The 20,129-nt window shown below is 69.8% G+C and carries 13 protein-coding genes; 1 reads left to right on the top strand and 12 read right to left on the bottom strand.

The features are described 5' to 3' along the window. Positions 1–7: 7 nt before the first annotated feature. The 7 genes from pulA to ABEB09_RS24105 form a co-directional block, all read right to left on the bottom strand. Positions 8–5,407: a pullulanase-type alpha-1,6-glucosidase gene (pulA, locus tag ABEB09_RS24135; RefSeq protein ID WP_345692003.1), complete on the bottom strand. Its 5,400-nt coding sequence runs from the start codon at positions 5,405–5,407 to the stop codon at positions 8–10. A gap of 79 nt (positions 5,408–5,486) precedes the next feature. After that, positions 5,487–7,178, bottom strand: a complete 1,692-nt coding sequence (locus tag ABEB09_RS24130; RefSeq protein ID WP_345692002.1) for a carbohydrate-binding module family 20 domain-containing protein — start codon at positions 7,176–7,178, stop codon at positions 5,487–5,489. A 416-nt stretch (positions 7,179–7,594) separates the two neighbouring features. Next, on the bottom strand, positions 7,595–8,254 hold the full coding sequence (locus tag ABEB09_RS24125; RefSeq protein ID WP_345692001.1) for a Uma2 family endonuclease: 660 nt from the start codon (positions 8,252–8,254) through the stop codon (positions 7,595–7,597). 226 nt (positions 8,255–8,480) lie between these two features. After that, positions 8,481–9,689 carry a helix-turn-helix domain-containing protein gene (locus ABEB09_RS24120; RefSeq protein ID WP_345692000.1) on the bottom strand — a complete coding sequence of 403 codons (1,209 nt, stop codon included), beginning with the start codon at positions 9,687–9,689 and terminating at the stop codon, positions 8,481–8,483. A 35-nt stretch (positions 9,690–9,724) separates the two neighbouring features. Further along, positions 9,725–10,042, bottom strand: coding sequence for a putative quinol monooxygenase (locus ABEB09_RS24115; protein WP_345691999.1), 318 nt, complete (start codon positions 10,040–10,042; stop codon positions 9,725–9,727). A 229-nt stretch (positions 10,043–10,271) separates the two neighbouring features. After that, positions 10,272–10,937: a YdcF family protein gene (locus tag ABEB09_RS24110; RefSeq protein ID WP_345691998.1), complete on the bottom strand. Its 666-nt coding sequence runs from the start codon at positions 10,935–10,937 to the stop codon at positions 10,272–10,274. A gap of 20 nt (positions 10,938–10,957) precedes the next feature. Further along, complete coding sequence (locus tag ABEB09_RS24105; RefSeq protein WP_345691997.1) at positions 10,958–12,058, bottom strand: helix-turn-helix domain-containing protein; 1,101 nt, start codon at positions 12,056–12,058, stop codon at positions 10,958–10,960. 634 nt (positions 12,059–12,692) lie between these two features. On the opposite strand from ABEB09_RS24105, the gene ABEB09_RS24100 reads away from it, so the two are divergent. Continuing rightward, positions 12,693–13,874, top strand: coding sequence for a methyltransferase domain-containing protein (locus ABEB09_RS24100; RefSeq protein WP_345691996.1), 1,182 nt, complete (start codon positions 12,693–12,695; stop codon positions 13,872–13,874). A 172-nt stretch (positions 13,875–14,046) separates the two neighbouring features. Here ABEB09_RS24100 and ABEB09_RS24095 read toward each other — a convergent pair whose 3' ends face one another. From ABEB09_RS24095 to ABEB09_RS24075, 5 genes are all read right to left on the bottom strand, one after another. Then, positions 14,047–15,108, bottom strand: a complete 1,062-nt coding sequence (locus ABEB09_RS24095; protein ID WP_345691995.1) for a LacI family DNA-binding transcriptional regulator — start codon at positions 15,106–15,108, stop codon at positions 14,047–14,049. Next, positions 15,096–16,748 (bottom strand): glycoside hydrolase family 13 protein, encoded by a 1,653-nt coding sequence (locus tag ABEB09_RS24090; RefSeq protein ID WP_345691994.1) that lies wholly within the window; start codon positions 16,746–16,748, stop codon positions 15,096–15,098. Before ABEB09_RS24090 ends, ABEB09_RS24095 begins: the two co-directional genes overlap by 13 nt. Before the next feature lie 109 nt (positions 16,749–16,857). After that, complete coding sequence (locus ABEB09_RS24085; protein ID WP_345691993.1) at positions 16,858–17,775, bottom strand: sugar ABC transporter permease; 918 nt, start codon at positions 17,773–17,775, stop codon at positions 16,858–16,860. Further along, positions 17,772–18,758, bottom strand: coding sequence for a carbohydrate ABC transporter permease (locus ABEB09_RS24080; protein WP_345691992.1), 987 nt, complete (start codon positions 18,756–18,758; stop codon positions 17,772–17,774). The genes ABEB09_RS24085 and ABEB09_RS24080 overlap by 4 nt, the downstream gene beginning before the upstream one ends. An 83-nt stretch (positions 18,759–18,841) precedes the next feature. Continuing rightward, positions 18,842–20,119 carry an extracellular solute-binding protein gene (locus ABEB09_RS24075; protein ID WP_345691991.1) on the bottom strand — a complete coding sequence of 426 codons (1,278 nt, stop codon included), beginning with the start codon at positions 20,117–20,119 and terminating at the stop codon, positions 18,842–18,844. Positions 20,120–20,129: the final 10 nt, after the last annotated feature.

The raw sequence follows: 20,129 nt of genomic DNA, 5'->3' as shown, positions 1-20,129 counted from the left end.
GGGGGTGTCAGCGGGCGGTGAAGACCGCCACCGTGCGGGCCGGGACCGTGAAGGTGCCCGAGTCCGACTCGTACGCCGCCGCCTTGACGGTGGCGTCGGAGCCGTTCGCCTGGACCGGGTGCACGGCGTAGCCCTTGCCGGTGAGGGCGGGGACGGTCTGCTTCTGCTGCTGGGGCGTGGCGTTGAAGACCACGACGAGGTCACCGAGGCGCATGGTGATCACGCCGGGGGTCTCGCCGGTGCCGGACAGCGGGAAGGACAGCGCGGACTGCACCTGGTCGGCCGTGGCCAGGCTGAACGCCTTCTCCGTCGTACGGATCCGCAGCAGGTCCCGGTAGGCGGCGGACGTGCCGTCGATCTGCGGGCAGCCGACCGTCAGCGACGGGGCGGTCAGCAGCGGCTTGGCGTAGGACCACTTGTCCTTGTTGTCGGCGGCGGGCGGCAGTCCGCGGCCGAAGCCGTTGCCGAGGCGGCAGTCCCAGTGCAGGGCGTTGAACCAGTCGCCGCTGTCGTAGGAGTTGCGGTCCAGCGACTTGGAGCGCAGCAGGTCCGTGCCGGCCTGCGACAGGGCCGGGCCCTGGGAGAGCGCTGCGGTGGCCAGGGCGACGACCTGCATCCTGGCCCGGTCGGCGGGCGAGGTGGCGGCCGGCAGCTTGAAGGCCAGCGCGTCGTACAGGGTCTCGTTGTCGTGGGCGTCCGCGTAGGCGAGGGCGTCGCCGGGGGCGGCGGCGTAGCCGGCGGGGGCGCCGTTGTAGTCGACCTGGGAGCCCTTGACCGTACGGCCCCTCGTGTCGGTGAAGGAGAAGTCGGCGAGGTTGCCGGTCAGGCCGACCTTGATCAGGTCCTGGTAGTGCAGGAGACGGGCCCTCTGCTCGGCGGGGGTGCCGTTGGCGGCGGAGCCGTTGGGCTCGGTGTGGAGGCCGGAGGCGAAGCCCTGGACGCCTGGGTCGGCGTCGAAGGGGCCGCCGCCGCGGACGGCGTCGCGGGCACGGTCGGAGAACGTGGCGATGCCGGTGCCGGCCATGTTCTTCTGGGTGGCCTGGACGAAGCGGGCGTCGTCGGCGACCTCGCCGAAGTTCCAGCCCTCGCCGTACAGGATGATCTTCTTGCCGTCGACGCCGTCCTTCTCGACGGTCAGGGCGTCGAGGGCCCGGCGGACGGCGAGGATGTTCTCCTTCGGGTGGTGGCCCATGAGGTCGAAGCGGAAGCCGTCGACCTTGTACTCCTTGGCCCAGGTGACGACCGAGTCCACGACGAGCTTGCCCATCATGGTGTTCTCGGGCGCGGTGTTGGCGCAGCAGGTGGAGGTGGCGACGGAGCCGTCGGCGAGGAGCCGCTGGTAGTAGCCGGGGACGATCCGGTCGAGGACCGACTTGTCGCTCTGGCCCGCGGCCACGGTGTGGTTGTAGACCACGTCCATGACGGTGCGCAGCCCGGCGTCGTTGAGGGACTGGACCATGCGCCGGAACTCGACCGTGCGGCGGGTGCCTTCGGGGTCGGAGGCGTAGGAGCCCTCGGGGACGGTGTAGTGCAGCGGGTCGTAGCCCCAGTTGAAGGCGTCCTTCGCGGCGGCCCTGGCGACGCACTCCTGCTGCTGCTCGGAGTCGGGGGCGTACACCTTCAGGTCGCAGTCGGGCACGGTCTGCGCGGACTTCTTCTCGGGGATGGTGCCGATGTCGAACGCCGGGAGCAGGTGCACGTACGAGGTGCCGCTGCGGGCCAGCTTCGTGAGGTGCCGCATGCCGTCGGACGTGGTGTCCGTGAAGGCGAGGTAGCCGCCGGGGTGCTTCGCCGTCGGGTCGGTGACGGAGAAGTCGCGGATGTGCAGTTCCTGGATCTGCGCGTCGCGCAGCGGGACGGCGGCCGGCTTCTTCAGGGTGGTCCAGCCCTGCGGGGCGAGCTTCGGGTCGGTGAGGTCGACGACGAGGCTGCGGGCGGAGTCGGTGGTGAGGGCCGTGGAGTAGGGGTCGGTGACCTTGTTGGTGACCACCTTGCCCACGCTGGGCGCCCAGACCTTCACGACGTACCGGTAGGGCTTGCCCGTCCAGGACTTGGCGCCCTTGACGGACCAGACGCCGGTGGCGGCGTCGCGGCGCATCGGGACGGGCCGGCCGTCGAGTTCGAGGACGACGGACCGCGCGGTGGGCGCCCACACCGACAGGGTGGGGGTGCCGTTGCGGAAGACCGGGCCGAGGGCCCTGGTCTTCGCCCGCTCTCCGTACAGGTCGTCGAGGACGCCGGCGATCTGTACGCCCGTCGCGGTGAGCAGCGCGCCGTTGGCGGCGTACTGGGTGGCGACGAGCTGGCCGCGCAGGGCGGCGCGGATCCGGTCGCGGTCGCGCGGGTCGACGGAGTACGCGGTGTACTTCGCCAGGTGCGGGAACGCGGCCTTCTGCGCGTCGGTCAGCGTCGTCCTGTTCAGCCGCAGCCAGGCCGTGTCGGTGCCCGTGGACAGGGCGCCGTCGGCGACGGCGATGGATCCGGACGGGGAGTACTGGAGCTGGCTGGACGCGGCCGCGTCGGAGCCGTTCCAGGCGACCGTCGCCTCGTCGATCCAGACGGCGGTGGACTTGCCGGGGTCGAGGGCGGCGCCGCCGCCCTTGGGCTGCGGCAGCAGGTACTTCTCCCGGCCGCTCAGCAGCCACACCTCGTGTCCCTGGGCGGTGAGGTCGAGGGACTGGTCGGCGGGCAGGTCCTTCTGGTCGCCCTTGTGGAGGATGTAGCTGAGCGACGTGGCGCCCTGGGCGAGGGGCACCTCGAAGACGGCGCCGTACGGGTCGGTGCGGACCGGCATCAGCGGCTTGGACCAGTCGGTGGGCTGGGCGGCGCCCGTCCACACGTGCAGGCCCCAGCCGTCGTGGTCGCCGTCGGCGCGCCGGTAGTGCAGGACCGCCTTCGTCCGGTCCTGCGGCGGGTAGGCGCCGTCGGGCGCCTGGTTCAGGGCCTGTTCCTTGCCCTGCTCGACCCACACCTCGCCCGTCCTGGACAGGTCGATGGTGCGGTCGGCGGCGACGTCCTTGGTGCCGTCCTTGTCGATGACGAGGTAGCCGACGCTGGAGGCGCCCGGCTTCAGCTTGACGTACGCGAAGGCGCCGTAGGCGTCGCGGCCGGTGAAGGCGTGGCCCTGGGGCCAGGGCGTGGCCTCGCCGTCGGCGATGTCGCCCCAGGCGTAGAGGCGCCAGTCGGTGTAGTCGCCGTCGGGGCGCTTGTAGTGGACGACCGCGTAGTCGCGCTGGGTGGCGGTCGGCACCTGGGGCGGCGGGGCCTGGCCCGCGGTGGTGGCGGCGAGGTCGCTCGCCGTGCGGCCGCGGCTGTCGACGGCCACGGCCTTGTAGCGCACGGGGGTGCCGGCCGGGGCGGTGATCTTGTGGTTCACCTGGTACGGGGCGTGGTCGGCGGAGCCGAGGACCTGCCACTTCCCGTTGCCCTGCTGGGCGGCGAAGACGACGCGGTTGAGCTGCCCGCCGTCGACGTCGGCGGTGACCTCGACGGTGCCGGCGGCGCCGGCCGCCGGGGCCTTGAGGTCGATCGTCGGGGCGGCGGCCGGGGCGGCGAGGGGTCCCGCGGCCTTGAGGACGAGGGAGGACAGCGCCGGGACGGTCACCTCGATCTTCGTGTCGGTGCCGCTGGTGACGGTGCCGCTGCCGCCGTAGAGGGTGGTGAACGCCATGCCGGCGGAGCCGGTCGGGATCTGTACGGTCCTGGCCGCGGTGGCGTTGTTGACGGCGACGACGTACTCGGTGCGGGTCCGCGCGTCGGTGCGCGAGAAGGCGTACACGCCCGCGCCGTCGGCGGCGTACCGCTCCGTCCGGATGCCGTCGGCGAGCGCCGGGTGCGCCTTGCGGAGCTTCGCGAGGGCGGCGATCTTCCGGTAGAGCGGGTGGGTGGGGTCGTACGCGTCGGTGGCGTGGGTGCGGTCCGTGCCGAGCTGGTCGTCGTCGAGGTAGTCGGCGGTCTTCGACGCGAACAGGGTCTGGCGGGCGTCCTTGTCGCCGCCGGCGCCGGTGAAGCCCTGTTCGTCGCCGTAGTAGACGACGGGGTTGCCGCGGCCGAGGAACATCAGCTCGTTGGCGAGGCCGTACCGCTGGACGAGTTCGGCGTCGCCGGCCTTGGCGTTGTCCTGCTTGAGGAACGTGCCGAAGCGGCCCATGTCGTGGTTGCCGAGGAAGTTGACCGACTCGTAGGCGTTGGCCCTGTCGGTCGTGTACTTGTAGTCGTCCGCGAAGAGCTGCTTCAGCTTCGCCGCCGAGCCGCCCTGGGAGGCGTACTGGCGGGCGGCCTCCTGGAACGGGAAGTCGAGCGTCGCGTCGAGCCGCCCCTCGCGTACGTAGTGCGAGGTGATCGAGGTGTCGGCGGAGTAGACCTCGCCGAACATGAAGAAGTCGGGGCGGCCGCGCTCGGCGGCGTACTCGTCGAGGGCGGTGGCCCACTGGGTCCAGAACTCGGTGTTGACGTGCTTGACGGTGTCGATGCGGAAGCCGTCGATGCCGAAGTCGCGCACCCACCGCTGGTAGATCCGCTCCATGCCCTCGACGACCTCGGGGCGCTCGGTCCACAGGTCGTCCAGGCCGACGAAGTCGCCATGGGTGGAGGACTCGCCGGCGAAGGTGGAGTCGCCGCGGTTGTGGTACATCGCCGGGTCGTTGAGCCAGGCCGGGACCTTGAGGTTCTTCTTGGCGTCGGGGACGACGGGCGTGCGCGGGAAGGAGCCGGGGCCGGTCTCGGGGAAGGGCCTGGTGCCGTCCGCGTAGTCGCTGTCGTCGAAGGGCCTGCCGTCCTTCGCCAGATAGGGGAAGGCGCCCTTGGAGAGGTACTCGTAGGTCTTCTCGCGGTAGTCGACGACGTCGGCGGTGTGGTTGGTGATGACGTCGAAGAAGACCTTCATGCCCTTGGCGTGGGCCTGGTCGATGAGCGTGCGCAGGTCCTCGTTGGTGCCGAAGTGCGGGTCGACCTGCGTGAAGTCGGTGATCCAGTAGCCGTGGTAGCCGGCGGAGGCGTTGTCGCCCTCGCCCTGCACGGGCTGGTTCTTGAAGATCGGGGCGAGCCAGATGGCGGTGGTGCCGAGGCCCTTGATGTAGTCCAGCCGCCCGGTGAGGCCCTTGAGGTCGCCGCCCTGGTAGAAGCCCTTGTCGGTGGGGTCGTAGCCGTGGGCGAGCCGGGTGCCGGTCAGGCCGCCGCGGTCGTTCGCGGGGTCGCCGTTGGCGAACCGGTCCGGCAGGACGAAGTAGAACTGCTCGCGGGTCAGGTCGTGCCGGGCGGGCGCGGCGGCCAGCTGCCGGTCGGACGGCGGCGCGGGCGGCCGGGGCGCGGCGGACGCCGGAACGACGGAGGGGGCGACGAGCGCCGTGACCGTCGCCGCCGCGAGCGCTGCCGCGGTTCTGCGCCTGGGGAGGCGGGGGCGTATCAAGGGGTCTCCTCGGTGAGGGCGGGTGAGGGAGAAGAGGCCCCGCACCCTGGACGGGTGCGGGGCATGGGTGCGGGAGGGTTCAGCCGCGCCAGGTGTCGTTCAGCGTCACCTTGCCGGAGGACGGGACGGTCGCGACGCGGTTGGCCCCGCTCTCCCAGGTGACGTTCCCGGCGGCGTCCTTGCGGAGGTACTTGTACTCGAAGGCGGTGCCGGCGGGCAGGGTCACGTCGAGCTTCCAGACGGGGTACGACGCGGGGTCGAGCTTGAGGGCGCTGCCGGTGTTCCAGTTGCCGAGGGCGGACTGGTTGCCGGTGACGTAGATGTTCTCGCCCATGACCGTGGTGGCGTTGACGTTGAACGAGGCGCCGCTGGTGACGGGGGTGGTGGACCCGCCACAGGCGGGGGCACCCACGTGCAGGGCGAGCGCGGTGTTGGAGCCGAGGGTGGCGGTGAAGCGGCCGGAGGCGTCGACGGTGACGGGGGTGTTGTTCTGGACGTTGCAGTAGGTGCCGGCGGGCAACGACGTCTGGAAGGTCTGCGTGAGCGCGGCGGCCTCGTGGTTGATGGCCACGAAGGCCTTGGCGCCCCGGCCGAACGCGATGGCGTTGTTGCCGTTGTCCCACCAGTTCGTGACACCCTGACCGCGGGCCACGTTCCGGAGGGCGACCATGGACTTGATCTCGGTCCAGTCGTGCTGGCACTTCCAGCCGCCGCTGTAGCAGGCGTCGACCTGGCCGCCGCCCGGCGCGCCGGCGTTCTTGTCGGTCCACTCGTAGCCGGAGTGGACGTCCGGCGAGCCGTACGGCCAGGCCAGCATGAAGACGCTCGCCAGGGTGTAGTTGGCGCCGTCCTTGTAGTTGAGGGTGTCGCCGCCGCGCTCGGTGTCGTGGTTGTCGACGAAGACACCGGACTGGCCGGAGGCCATGTAGCCCCAGCCCTCGCCGAAGTTCTTCAGGTAGGCGAGCTTCTCGCCGTTGAAGACGCGCTTCAGGTCGCGGGCGTAGCGGAACTCCTGGACGTCGCCGTTGCCGAGGTACTCGCTGGGCGAGACGGCCTCCCCGGCGCCGTATATGGCTTCCTGCTTCCAGTACACGCCCGGGTTGCTCAGCCGGGACTTGATGTTCGCCAGGTCGGCGGCGGGCATGTGCTTGGCGGCGTCGATACGGAATCCGTCGACGCCGAGCGAGAGCAGGTCGTTCATGTAGGCGGCGATGCGCCCGCGTACCCAGTCCTCCCCGGTGTCGAGATCGGCGAGCCCGACGAGCTCGCAGTTCTGGACGTTGGAGCGGTCCTGGTAGTTGGTGATCTCGCTGGTGCAGTTGTCGAAGTCGCCGGCGGAGTAGATGCCGGGATAGTTGTACTTCGTGTACGAGGACCCGCCCGTGCCGGTCCCGCTGCCCGCCGTCATGTGGTTGATGACGGTGTCGGCGACGACCTTGACACCCGCCGCGTGGCAGGTGTCGACCATCGCCTTGAAGGCGGTGCGGTCGCCGAGCGGCCCGGCGATCCGGTAGCTGACGGGCTGGTACGCGGTCCACCACTGGGAGCCCTGGATGCGCTCCTGCGGGGGCGAGACCTGGACGTAGCCGTATCCGGCCGGCCCGAGGGTGTCGGTGCACGCCTTGGCGACCGACGAGAACTTCCATTCGAACATCACCGCGGTGACGTCCTTGTCGCCGGGCGCGGCGGCCTGCGCCTGGCTGGGCGCCGTGACACCGACTGCGGCTCCCGCCATGACGGCGAGTGCGGCGGCCACGGTTCTTCTGGCCATGTCTCCTCCTGGGGAAGGGAGGTGCGGATGTGGGGGCAGCCTCGTACGGCAACGCGCCATGCCCGCAAGGCCGGTGTGGGGTGAATGCTCTTGCTGCAAGACAGCAGCAACGTTTTTCGGACGTGACCGTACGAGGCGCCCGCCGGAAGGTCAACCCCCCGGACACGAGGCCCTTACTTCTCCGTCACATAGCGGAAACCCTGGGGATCTCCGCGCTGCAATCTCTTTCGCAAAATATTGCAGTAGTGCTACGTTCAACCACGACTCCGGTCCGGCCGGCCGAGGGTTCCGGCCGGGCGAGCCGCCCACCGCCGCGACTCCACGCGCCCGGCCGGCCGGACCGGTCACGAACCGGGAGGCCGGGTACAGGTGCGGCCTCGCACCGGCAAGGTGCGAGGCCGCAAAGGCGGGTTCTGCTAGAGGCTCGAGTCGGGCCTGCCTGTCAGGTTCCTGAGCTCATCGGTGTCCAGGGTGATGCCCAGGACCGGGATGTTCACCTGATCGCCGTAGCCGTACGACGGGGCGCTCTGGTACTTGCCGTCCACAGGGTCGCTGTAGACAGTGATCTCGTCCACGTCCCGGTCGATCAGAAGGAACACCGGGATACCGCACTCCGCGTAGGCACGAGGCTTCTCCTGCCGGTCCCTCGCCTCGGTGTCGTAGTCGAACGAGGTCACCTCCGCGACAAGGAGGACAGGACCCGGATCGCCCCACTCGCCCGTCCCCGAAAAGGCTCCGGGCGGAGCGAGGGTGATGTCGGGGCGGGCCATTCCCTGGCGGTAGGTTTCGACGCGCAAGCCTCTGTTGCCATGGACACGAAGATCAGGCCGGTACTGCATGCACTGCGCGGTGAGCCAGGCGGCGATCTCGTCGTGGTTCCCGTCCCCCACCGGCTTGACCCAGACCTTCCCGTTGATGAATTCCAGCGTCACATCGCGACGCGCCGCGTCCGCGGCAAGGTCCTCGAACTGCTCCGGGGTCATTTGTGGGCGCGGAGCCGACACATCGCGCAGCGCCCGGCCTCGCCTGCCAGGGCCGCCGCGCTGGGGGCCGAACCCGATGGGCTGTGCGGTCACAGTCGCCTCCTCTCCCGTATGCGATCGACGATATAGCGGGAAAGGCCGCACCGTCCTGTTCCCGGCGGGCACCCCGAGAGGCGCGACGCCCCAGCTACGGATCGTAACGCCTCCAGTGCATGTAGCTCATGCTGCGCGGTGCCGCCGTAGCGGCGAATCCGCCGAGGTGTCCGCGGGCGCGGGCCCAGGGGGAGCAGAGCGCAGGGCGTCGACCTGGGCAGGGCGGTCAGCTCGTCGCGTCCGCGTGCGCTGCCAGCGCACGCAATTCGTCCGACGCCGTACGTCCGGCCACGAGCATGAGGTCGCGGATCACGGCGCGCGCGGCCACGTGTGTGCGGACCATGTCGGGGGCTCGTTCCTCCGCCTTCAACAAACAGTCCAGGGCGTCGCCGAAGTGTCGCCGCTGCGCGTGTGCTCGGCCCAGGTCGATCAAGTGCCGCGCTTGGCGCTCCATGGACAGACCGCTGGTGTCCAGCCCCTCGCTCAGGTCCAGTGCCTCCCCTGCGTCACCCAGGTCGACAGCCGTGGACACGGCCTGGATCTCGACGTTCGTAGGGCCGAACTCCAGGTTGAAGTCGTTCCGCTCCTCTCCGAGTCGCGCCGCGACCACGCGGGCCTTCTCGATCTGTTCACGGGCCGCGGCCCGCGCACCCGATCGGGCGTGGACGAGCGCCAGCATCAGATGCAGCGAACCGAGCACGGACAGGTGCCGCGGGGACGGCTCCATGTCCTCGATGGAGCGCCCCAGGGCGTTGACGGCCACGGTGGTGACATGTTCGGCCTGGTCAAGGCGCTTGAGGCTGACGAACGCGTGGGCGAGCCGGTAGGTGCCGGCAAAGACGGCCAAGGGATCGCCCGACAGCTCGGCTTCGCGGATCGCGCGGTCTGCGGCCACCCATGCCGCATCCGCTTCGGCCTGCCGGACGAACGCTGCCGCCAGTGCTTGGTATGTGCGCGCGGTCAGGCCGTGCAGTTCGGCACGGCACTCCTGCGGCGCGGTACGGGTGGCCCGTTCCAGGCGTGGCACCAAAGGGCCGAGCATGGCGGTCAGTTCCGTGAAGCGTCCGGCATGCGTCAGGCCCCATACGCGTTCGACGGCCCCGCGCAACTCGGGCATGGCGGCCGCGCGGAAGTCCTGGCGTGGGCTGAGCAGCACCTCGGCAGCAGGGTGTCCGGAAAGGATCAGGCGAGCCTGGTCGAGGTCGTTCGTCTCGACCTGCGAAGCAGGCGTCGGCGTCACCTCTTCCGCCGGGACAGCGTCCGGCTGGAGAACATGGAGGGGCACACTCAAGCCGTCGGCGAGCAGGCGCAGGACATCCAGCCGATTCACCGGCTGGACACCCCGCTCCACTTGGGAGAGCCAGCTCGCCGTGCGTCCGATCGCCGCCGCCAGCTCGTTCTGGGTCAACCCACGCTGTTTGCGCAGGTCGGCCACTCGGGCACCGAAGACGCGCCGCTCCTGCGAAGTCACTACTGAACCGCACCCTTCCCCGCTATCACGTCGAGGAACGTCACCTCGACACTGGCAAGGTACTGCTCACGCTCGGCCAGGAAGCGCCTGGTGTGCGGCTGCGCCTCGTGGGCGTCGAATGCCGCGCGGTCCGCGTAGAGCTCGTAGAACACTCGTGTCAGCGGCTCTCCTTCGGGCCTGTGGATGACATACGTCAGCGTGCCCGGTTCGTTCGCCGTGATTCCGTCCAGGGTGCGCGCCCACAACGCGTCAAATTCCCGCGCCGCCAGATCGTCGCGCAGTGCGAAGCGGACTACCAGGCCGAACCCGTCGCTCATATGCACTCCTCTCTCAGACCCGTGAAGTCTCGCAGAGGGCACAGAAGTTCTGCGAGTGACCCGCAGACATTCTGCGAGTACGACAGGGCACTGTACGACGACCGAAGCGGCGCCCGTGACGGACCTTGTCCACCGGGCCGGGCCCTGCGGCTGGGCGCCTCAGCGGCTGCGCGGCACCGGGCCCGGCCACGCACCCACGGGGACCACTTCTGTCTTTGGATCCGTGAGCTCAGGAGATGAGGCGGCTGGTGAAGCCGTCGCGGATCAGGGATTCATACGCGGCCCGGACGTCCTCCGGGACGTCCTGCTCGACCGCGAAGCCTTGCTTCGGATACTCGATCACCCGCTGAAGATCCCCGACGAGCATGTCCACCACGAGCTTCTCGTCGCCGATGCTCTTCAGGTAGTCGTCGAGTTCCAGCGGCTCCGACGCGCACACCACATCGACGTCCGGCCACAGCTTGCGGGCGGTGGCGAAGGAGCGCCGTTCCATGTACGGCTTGCAGACCAGCAGTACGGTGGCCGGCTCGATTCCGGCGCGAGCCAGCAGCTCGCGGGTGAGGAGGATGTTCTGGCCAGTGTTGGCAGCGTTCGGCTCCACGAGGATCGCCGAGTCCGGGACGGCGAGTTCGAGCGCGTGCTCACGGAAGTGGACGGCTTCCCCTCGGGGGAAGCGCTCCCTCGTCGTGGGGCTGTTGCCGCCGGTGAAGACCAGGGTCGGGAAGAGCCCGCGGTGGTACAGATCGGCAGCGGTCGCAGCCACGCCCAGGTCATGACTGCCCAGGCCGATCGCGACGTCCACCGGCCGAAGCTCGTGACCCATGAGGTGGTAGTCCCAGATCAGCTTGGTCCGGAGCCACTGTGCCTCGGTGATCGTCCGCTGATTGTCGCCCACGCGTACTGCCTCCCGGATCCTCAGCCACGGAGGCCGGTGGCCCCCGTGCTCATGGCTCTGATGCCCTCGATGCTGGCCACCTGGTGCGACAGCCGGAAGCGGGCCGCCAACGCCGAGGCCTTGTCGAGGACGTGAAGGCCATCATCGCGGGTCGCGGGGTCGGACAGCAGGATGTGGCCATGGGCGGTGTCCAAGCGAACACGCTGCATCGGCGTTTCGATGGTCGCGGTACTGCGGGCGATGCCGATGAAGTTCAGGGCTGCGGTGAGGTCTCCGGCACCCCGGTGAGCGAGGGCCAGTTTCTGGTGGGCGACGGACCAGTCCTCGGGCTCGCCCAGGTCCTCGAACTCGCGGGTCGCGGCCAACATCACGCGCGTCGCGTAGTCGTGGTCGCCCTCCTTGCTCAGTGCGGTCCCCACCCACAGCCGGGCGCGGGCGCGGTCACGTCGGGAGAGCCGGTCATCCAAGGCGAGCCGTTCGTACCGGCGGGCTGCGACGCCCAGCTCGCCGGACATCTCGGCGACCACTGCAAGGGAAAGGTCCATCTGGGCGATGCGACATGGGACGTCGAGCTGGGCGAACAGCGATCGAGCAGCCGCATACGACTGCTGAGCGGACAGTGGACCGATCACGCTGCCTTGGTCGCGACGAAGGTCTCCCAGCAGAGCAGTTGACCGGGCGAGGAGATACATGCCCCGCTGGTCGGATCCGGTGTGCTGCAAGCGGCTGGTCCAGCGGTGGACCAGCCGCTCGGCGAGCGGGAAGTCCTGCCTGGACCAGGCGACGACCGCCCGTTCCAGGTCGTCGGTCCACGACTCGTATTCCCAGGCCGCCGGACCGCAGGAGGCGGCTAGGCCGCCTGTGGCCGAGGAGGTGGATCGTCCCGTCTCGGACCGGAACGTCTCGAACCGTAAATGGGTGGGGGCATCCGCGCGTGCCAGGGCGGTATCCAAGATCGCCTGCGTATCGGGGCGGGGCTCCGTGGTGGCAAGGAGCCTCTCCCATTTGGAAACCGTACGGACAGCGACGCCGAGGTGTTCGGCAAACGCACGCACACTCAGCCGAAGCGCCAACCGCAGGGCTCTGGCCTCCAGACCGGTCCAGTGATGCACGGTCGCCACGCGTCGCTCCCTTCCCGCCACCATCGAAGCACGTCGGCCGGGCGAGGGGGGACGCAAGTGCAACGGAAGTACAACAGCCGGTCATTTCACCGCCCATGGCGGAAGGCCAGGCTGACTGGTGACACCAGTCAGCGGACTCTTCGGGTGGTCAGGATCATGAGACCTTTCACCAGAGACAGCATGGGCGGAGAAGGAGCCGGCACCAGGAAGCGACGGGGGCCGATCACCTATCAGGAGAGCCCAGTGGACCTGCCTGTGGATCTCGATCGGGAGCCCAGGCCAGTGCAGGGCTGCAAGGTGTGCGCCGCTCTCGAGTACGACAAGACCATGGCCAGAAGCAGGGGCGATTGGTCCGCCGTATCGGACTGCAACGTTCGGCTCAGGAAGCACGAGCATCGGCAGATGTTCCAGTGAGCCCGCGGGAGTCACGCGGTACGCCGGGCTCGAGCACCACCACACCACCACTTCAGCGACACGACGAGACGAGGGAGCAGTCATGGGATGGGGAACCGGCAAGGGCGGCGGTGGAGGCAGCGGCCAGCACGCGGGTGGGAAGGACCCGGGGACGTCCAAGCCGTCGCCGGACACTTCCGCGCCGCAGCCCGGCCCGAAGCACGGGAAGTAGCGCCGTTCGATGAGCAAGACGCTCGGAGCAGCTGAGCAGATCGCCCTGCGCGGTCTGCTCGGCGCGCTCAACGACACGCTGCCCTCGGCGATGGTCTCCGCCTGGGAAGGAGCCCTGTGGGCCGTGCCCCGGCACGCCTTCCTGCCTGAGCGCATCTACGTCGGCGATGACCTGGAACCGTGCCTGCGCACCAAGTCGCCGGGCTCATGGCTTCGGGCCGCGTACGCCGACGGACCTGTGGTGACGCAGGTCAACGACGGAGCCCCCCATGGCGACGACGAGCGATGGCCGTCCTCGTCGGCATCGGACCCGGCCATCGTGCTGCGCATGCTCCACATGCTGAAGTTGTCCGGTGGTCACCGGGTCCTGGAGATCGGAACCGGCACCGGGTGGAACGCCGGTCTGCTCACTCACAGGCTCGGACCGGAGAACGTGACCACCATGGAACTCGATCCAGGGCTCTGGGCTCAGGCCGGTGTGAACCTGAAGAGCGTGGGGCTGGAGCCGACGGTGGTCCGCGGCGATGGCGCCGCCGGCCACCCCGACGGCGCTCCGTACGATCGCATCGTTGCCACTTGCTCCGTTCGGCACGTACCAAGGGCATGGCTGCACCAGACACCCCCGGGGGGCGTGATCGTCACTCCATGGGAATCGCCGTGGCTGTGTTACGGCCTTCTCCGACTGGTCGTCGACGGTGAAGGCGGCGCCTCCGGTCGCTTCCACCCCTACTCCGCCTTCATGCTTATGCGCACGCATCGCACCGACTTGCGGATCTTCCGCGATGTCGTACGAGACGAACATGTCCCCGTCGAGTCGGAGACCACCCTCTCGCCATGGGCCGTGGCGGGCGACGACTGGGCTGCTCAGTTCGGCATCGGCCTTCAACTCTGCGACGTCTGGCACACCTGGCACGACAGGCCCCACGTCCGAGATGTCGCCTCCCGCCTGTGGCTGGCCACCACGGACGCCACCTCGTGGGCCGCCGTCGACTGGGACGGACGGCAGAGGGAGCGCTTCACTGTGTGGGAGTACGGCCCCCGACGGCTGTGGACGGAGGTGGAGGCGGCCTACCTTTGGTGGCGCATGGTCGGCAGACCCGGCCCCGGCTGCTTCGGACTGCGCATCACACCGGACGGCGCACACCAGCCGTGGCTCGGCCATCCCGACCGGCTGGTGCCAGTACTGGGCTGACCGCCTATCGGCCAGTTCCTCCGGCACAGCCACTGGCTCTGACCGACTGGGCGGCTTCCTCGCCGGTGAGGCCCGCTCCGACTTGTGCGCCCACCCACACGGCAACCCTCTGAAGGCAGGGGCGGGTGGGTGGGAACAAGTGCGCCGGCCCCAGGGGCAACGACTGGGGACGTCACCGCGGAGGTGCCGCCGTGGAGCCCCGTACCACCAAGTCCGGCTGGAAGACGAACTCCGTGCGCTGGACCGGGTTTCCGTCGATCTCCTCCAGGAGCGCGTCCACCGCCGCCGTCGCCATCGCCTGGACCGGCTGGCGGACCGTTGTCAGGGGCGGGTCCGTGAAGGGGATGAGGGGGGAGTCGTCGAAGCCGACCACCGAGACGTCCGACGGGACGTCCAGTCCCCTCGCGCGGACCGCGCGGATCGCGCCCAGGGCCATCAGGTCGCTGCCGCAGACGATGCCCGTGCAGCCCTGGTCCAGGAGGACGGCGGCCGCCGCCTGGCCGCCCTCGACGCCGAACAGCGTGGTCTGGATGTACGTCTCGGCCTCCTCCCGGTCCAGGCCCAGCAGCCGGTGCAGCGCGGCCGTGAAGCCCTCGGCCTTGCGGCGCGACGGGACGTAGCGGGTGGGGCCGATGGCGAGGCCGATGCGGCGGTGGCCCAGGTCGGCCAGGTGGCGCACCGCCATCCGGGCCGCCGAGCGGTCGTCGGGCGACACGAAGTGCGCGTCGATCCGCTCGTTGAAGCCGTTGATGAGGACGAAGGGGACTCCCCGGGCCGACAGGCGCTCGTAGCGCGAGGGGTCCGCCGACGTGTCCGCGTGGAGGCCCGAGAGGAAGACGATGCCTGTGACGCCCCGCTCCTCCAGCTGCTCGACCAGCTCGTCCTCCGTGGCACCGCCCGGCATCTGGGTGCACAGCACCGGGGTGTACCCGTGCCCGGCCAGGACCTGCTCGATGACCTGGGCGAAGGCCGGGAAGATGGGGTTCGTCAGCTCCGGGATGACCAGGCCGATGAGGCCCGCGCTGCGCTGGCGCAGCCGTACCGGCCGTTCGTAGCCGAGCACGTCGAGGGCGGCCAGGACGCGGTGCCGGGTCGCCGCGGCGACGCCCGCCTTGCCGTTGAGGACCCGGCTGACGGTCGCCTCGCTGACGCCGGCCTGCCCCGCGATGTCCGCCAGCCGCGGGGCGCCGGACGGCGCGTCGCCCCGCGGCACGGGGATCGTCACACCGCCCACCAGACGGTGGTGTCGGCGGGCAGTTCGGCGGTGCCGTCGACGCTGGTGCGCACCTGCCGGCTGGACAGCAGCATCCGGCCGGGGACGTCGATACGGACCGCCTCACCGGTGGTGTTGGCCGTGCAGACGAAGCCCTCGCGGCGGAACGCCAGGACGCCCTCCGGCGCGTCCAGCCACTCCACCGCCTCGCCCGCGCCCAGCCCGCGCTCCTCGCGGCGCACGCGCAGCGCGCTGCGGTACAGCTCCAGGGTGGAGCCTGGGTCGCCGGTCTGGGCCTGCACGCTGAGCGCGCCCCACGTGGCGGGCTGCGGCAGCCAGCTGCCGCCGGAGCCGAAGCCGTACGAGCTGCCCTCCACGGTCCACGGGATCGGCACGCGGCAGCCGTCGCGGAACCCGTCCTGGCCGCTGGCGCGGAAGAACGACGGGTCCTGGCGCACCTCGTCCGGCAGGTCGGTGACGTCCGGCAGGCCCAGTTCCTCGCCCTGGTAGACGTACGCCGAGCCGGGCAGCGCCAGCATCAGCAGGGTGGCGGCGCGGGCGCGGCGCAGGCCCAGCTCGCGGTCGCCCTGCTCCCGCAGCTGGGTGCCGAGGCCCGGCGGGTTGGCGAAGCGGGTGGCGTGCCGGGTGACGTCGTGGTTGGACAGCACCCACGTGGTGGGGGCGCCGACGGGCCGCATCGCGGCGAGCGAGGCGTCGATGACCTTGCGCAGCTCGGCGGCGTCCCAGTGGGTGCCCAGGTACTGGAAGTTGAACGCCTGGTGCATCTCGTCGGGGCGCACGTAGTTCGCCGTGCGCTCGACCGTCGGGGTCCAGGCCTCGGCGACCAGGACGCGCTCGCCGTCGTACTCGGAGAGCACCTGCCGCCAGCTGCGGTAGATCTCGTGGACGCCGTCCTGGTCGAAGAACGGCATGACGTCGTTGCCGAGCAGCTTCAGCTGGTCGTGGGAGCCGATGTCGGGCAGTCCGTCGGCCTTGACCAGGCCGTGGGCGACGTCGACGCGGAAGCCGTCGACGCCCATGTCGAGCCAGAAGCGCAGGATCGAGCGGAACTCGTCGCGGACGGCCGGGTGCTCCCAGTTGAAGTCGGGCTGCTCCGGGGCGAACAGGTGCAGGTACCACTCGCCGTCCTCGGCGCGGGTCCAGGCCGGGCCGCCGAAGATGGACTCCCAGTCGTTGGGCGGGAGTTCGCCGTTCGCGCCCTTGCCGGGGCGGAAGTGGTAGCGCTCGCGCAGCGGGGAGCCGGGGCCCTCCTTGAGGGCGCGCTGGAACCACTCGTGCTGGTCCGAGGAGTGGTTGGGCACCAGGTCGACGATGACGCGCAGACCCAGCTGGTGGGCCTCGCGGATCAGCGCGTCGGCGTCCAGCAGGGAGCCGAACATCGGGTCGATGGCGCGGTAGTCGGCGACGTCGTAGCCGGCGTCGGCCTGCGGGGACGCGTAGAAGGGGCTGAGCCAGACGGCGTCGACGCCCAGGTCCTTCAGGTACGGCAGGCGGCTGCGGATGCCCTCCAGGTCGCCCATGCCGTCGCCGTTGCCGTCGGCGAAGCTGCGCGGGTAGACCTGGTAGATCACCGCGTCTCTCCACCAGCCGGTGTCCGTGCCGGTGGTGGGGGCGGCGGGGGCGGCAAGGTGCTGGGTCATGTCTTCCCTGGGTGGAGTGAATGGAGGTGCGGCGCCGGTTCCGGCAACGGGGCTTTCGGGCCGGACCGGCGCCGCCGACTGGGTGCGTGGCGGGCGGGCGGGAGCGGGCTCAGCCCTTGGTGCCGCCGGCGGTGAGGCCCGCCACGAGGTTCCGCTGGACCAGGAGGAACACCAGGCCCGCGGGCACGGTGATGATCACCGCGCAGGCGGTCAGGTAGCCCCACTCGGCCTTGTGCTGGCCGATGAAGCTCTGCAGGCCGACGGAGAGCGTGAGCATCGAGTCGCTGGAGAGGAAGGCCCGCGCGAAGGCGACTTCTCCCCACGCGGTGAGGAACGAGTAGAACGCGGTCACCGCGAGACCGGGCTTGGCCAGCGGCAGGATCAGCCGGTAGAAGGTGCCGAACGGGGTGAGCCCGTCGACCCGGCCGGCCTCGTCGATCTCGTGCGGGATGGTGTCGAAGTAGCCCTTCATCATCCAGGCGCAGAACGGCACGGACACCGAGCAGTACGTCAGGATCAGGCCGACGTACGAGTCGAGCAGGCCCAGGCCGCCGAGGATGTTGTAGAGGGCGACGATCAGCACGGCCACCGGGAACATCTGGGTGATGAGCAGGACCCACATCAGCGACTTGTGGCCGGGGAAGCGCATGCGCGAGATGGCGTAGCCGGTGGAGGCCGCGACGAAGACGCCGACGAGGGTCGTTCCGGCGGCGACCAGGACGGAGTTGGCGAACCAGCGCGGGAACTCGGTCTCGGTGAGGACGTACGCGTAGTTGGTGATCTCCAGGCCGCCCTCGGCGCTGGTGGGCTTGGTCCAGCCGTCCCGGCCGCGCAGCGAGATGAAGATCATGTACACGATGGGGAAGACCGCGACCGCGCTGGCCGCGATCAGTGCCGCGTGCAGCCCGACGGAGGCCAGCGGGGAGCGCTCGTCCCGGCCGCGCACCCGGCGTGGACGGGTGCCGGCACCGGCCGTGCCGCCGGCCGTCGGGACGCTGCTGCGCCGGGGTTCGGTCACCGTGCTCATCGCGCGGCCTCCTGACGGTTGAGCATGCGCCGGTAGAAGACGGCGAAGACGAGGAGCATGGAGAGGATGAGGATTCCGTAGGTCGCGGCGCCCGCGTAGTCGCGTACGGAGCCGAAGGCCAGCCGGTAGGCGTAGGTCACGAGGATCTCGCTGTGCAGCGCGTTCGCCTCACCGAGCATCAGGTAGATGATCGGGAACATGTTGAACGTCCAGATCGTGCCGAGCAGGATCACGGTGGCGCTGACCGGGCGCAGCCCCGGCAGGGTGACGTGGCGGAACCGCTGCCAGGCGTTGGCGCCGTCCATCTCGGCGGCCTCGTACTGCTCACTGGAGATGGACTGCAGCCCGCCGAGGACGGCGACCATCATGAACGGCACGCCGAGCCAGACGTTGACGCCGATGACGGCGACCTTCTGCATGAAGGTGTCGCCGAGCCAGTCGACGGGGGCGAAGCCGAGCTGTCCGAGGAGGGCGTTGAAGATGCCGGACTCGGAGTTGTACATCATGCGCCAGATGTACGTGGCGACGAAGGCGGGCACGGCCCACGGCAGGATGAGCAGCACCCGGTACAGGGAGCGGCCCTTGAGCTTGCGGTTGAGCAGGAGGGCGAGGCCCAGGCCGATGGTGTAGTGGAAGAACACGCACGAGACGGTCCACACCACGGTCCACGCCAGCTTCGGGTAGAACTCGCCGTCAGCGCCGGACAGCACCCGCCAGTAGTTGTCGAAGCCGACGAACTGGTAGGTGGCGGGGATCTCGGTCGCGCCGAGCTGCTTGGCGACGTTCAGCTCGTTGGCGTCGGTGAAGGACAGGTAGACGCCCCGCCCCAGGGGATAGGCGATCAGGACGCCGATCACCAGGACCACCGGCAGCACCATGGCCCAGGCGTACCAGTGCCGGTCGTAGGAGCGCTTCATGCGCGTGAGCAGGCCGGCCCTGGGCGGCCGCCCGGCCGTGGCGGGGTCTGCGGTGGCTGTCTTCATCGGAGTTCTTTTCCCTCGGTGCGTACGGGTCGGGCCCGGCCCGGCGCGCTGTCAGGGGCGCTGCCGGGCCGGGCCGAAGGGGGTCACTCGACCGAGTAGTCCTTGAGGGACTTGACGGTGGACTTCCACTTGTCGGCGGTGGTGTCCAGGCCCTTCTCGACGGTCGTGTTGCCCTTGAGGATCTCGATGTACTGCTTGGTCCACTCGGCGAACATGTCGCTGACGCCGGAGACGGCGGGGCGCGCGGTGGAGTCGGCGAGCACGTCCTTGAAGGCGGCACGGATGGGGTCGGCGACGACCTTGACGGTGTAGGCGTCGTCACGGGTCGGCAGGACACCGGTCTCGGTGGCGGCGAACTCCTGCGACGCGGCCGAGGTCATGAAGGCGACGAACTTCTGCGCGGCGTCCTTGTGGGCGGCGTCGGAGCCGTTGTAGACGACGAGGTTGTGGCCGCCGGTGGGCGTGCCGGCCTTGCCGGCGGAGCCGGACGGGACGGAGGCGACACCGAGGTTGGCCTTGTTCTTGAAGGCCTTGCCGGTCAGGTCGTCGGCCGTGGACCACGGGCCGTTGATGACCATGGCGACCTTGCCGTCCTTGAAGGCGGCCTGCATGTTGTTGTAGCCGTCGGTGTAGTCCGGCTTGACCGCCGTACCGTCCTTGATCATGTCGACGACGGTCTGGACGCCCTTCTTGGCGGCCGCGTCGTTGATCGTGATCTTCTTGTTGTCGGTGTCGACCATCATGCCGCCCTCGCCGTAGAGGAACGGCAGGGCGAAGTAGCTGTCCGGGTTGAGGTAGATGCCGTCGACGCCGGTCTTCTTCTTGATGGTCTTGGCGGCCGCGGACAGCTCCGCCCAGGTCTTCGGCGGCTGGACGCCGGCCTTGGCGAAGATCTCCTTGTTGTAGAGGAGCGCCAGGGCGTCGGTGACCTGCGGGACGCCGTAGAGCTTGCCGTCGACCTTCGCGCCGTCGACCAGGCCCTTGTTGAAGGAGTCGATCTCCTTGGTGGCCGGGGTGTTGTCCAGCGGGGCGAGGTACTGGTTCTCGGCGAGGCCGGCGGTCCAGCCGACGTCGGCGCGCAGCACGTCCGGGGCGTTGCCGGCCTGGGCGGCGGTCTTGTACTTCTGCTCGGCCTCGGCGAACGGGACGTTCTGGTACTTGACCTTGATGTCCTTGTTGGCCGCTTCGAACTTCGCGATCAGCTTCTTGTAGGTGGGTGCCTCGTTCGTGGCATCCGAGGTGTCCCACCAGGTGATGGTGACCGGGCCGCCGGAGGCCTTGTCGCCACTGTCGCCACCGCAGGCCGTCGCCGCGAGGGCCAGGCTCGCGACCAGCGCGGTGGCCGCTATGCCACGCCGCATGTGAACTCCT

The organism is Streptomyces coeruleoprunus, assembly GCF_039542925.1.
Lineage (GTDB): Bacteria > Actinomycetota > Actinomycetes > Streptomycetales > Streptomycetaceae > Streptomyces > Streptomyces coeruleoprunus.
The sequence above is the reverse complement of the archived record's forward strand: the minus strand, read 5'-3'. Positions and strand labels throughout refer to the sequence as shown.

What these genes read in the sequence shown, in the direction of transcription:
- ABEB09_RS24130 (WP_345692002.1), bottom strand. Translation starts at nt 7,178, where the DNA reads ATGGCCAGAAGAACCGTGGCCGCCGCACTCGCCGTCATGGCGGGAGCC.
- ABEB09_RS24115 (WP_345691999.1), bottom strand. Translation starts at nt 10,042, where the DNA reads ATGAGCGACGGGTTCGGCCTGGTAGTCCGCTTCGCACTGCGCGACGAT.
- ABEB09_RS24100 (WP_345691996.1), top strand. Translation starts at nt 12,693, where the DNA reads ATGAGCAAGACGCTCGGAGCAGCTGAGCAGATCGCCCTGCGCGGTCTG.
- ABEB09_RS24090 (WP_345691994.1), bottom strand. Translation starts at nt 16,748, where the DNA reads ATGACCCAGCACCTTGCCGCCCCCGCCGCCCCCACCACCGGCACGGAC.
- ABEB09_RS24085 (WP_345691993.1), bottom strand. Translation starts at nt 17,775, where the DNA reads ATGAGCACGGTGACCGAACCCCGGCGCAGCAGCGTCCCGACGGCCGGC.
- ABEB09_RS24080 (WP_345691992.1), bottom strand. Translation starts at nt 18,758, where the DNA reads ATGAAGACAGCCACCGCAGACCCCGCCACGGCCGGGCGGCCGCCCAGG.
- ABEB09_RS24075 (WP_345691991.1), bottom strand. Translation starts at nt 20,119, where the DNA reads ATGCGGCGTGGCATAGCGGCCACCGCGCTGGTCGCGAGCCTGGCCCTC.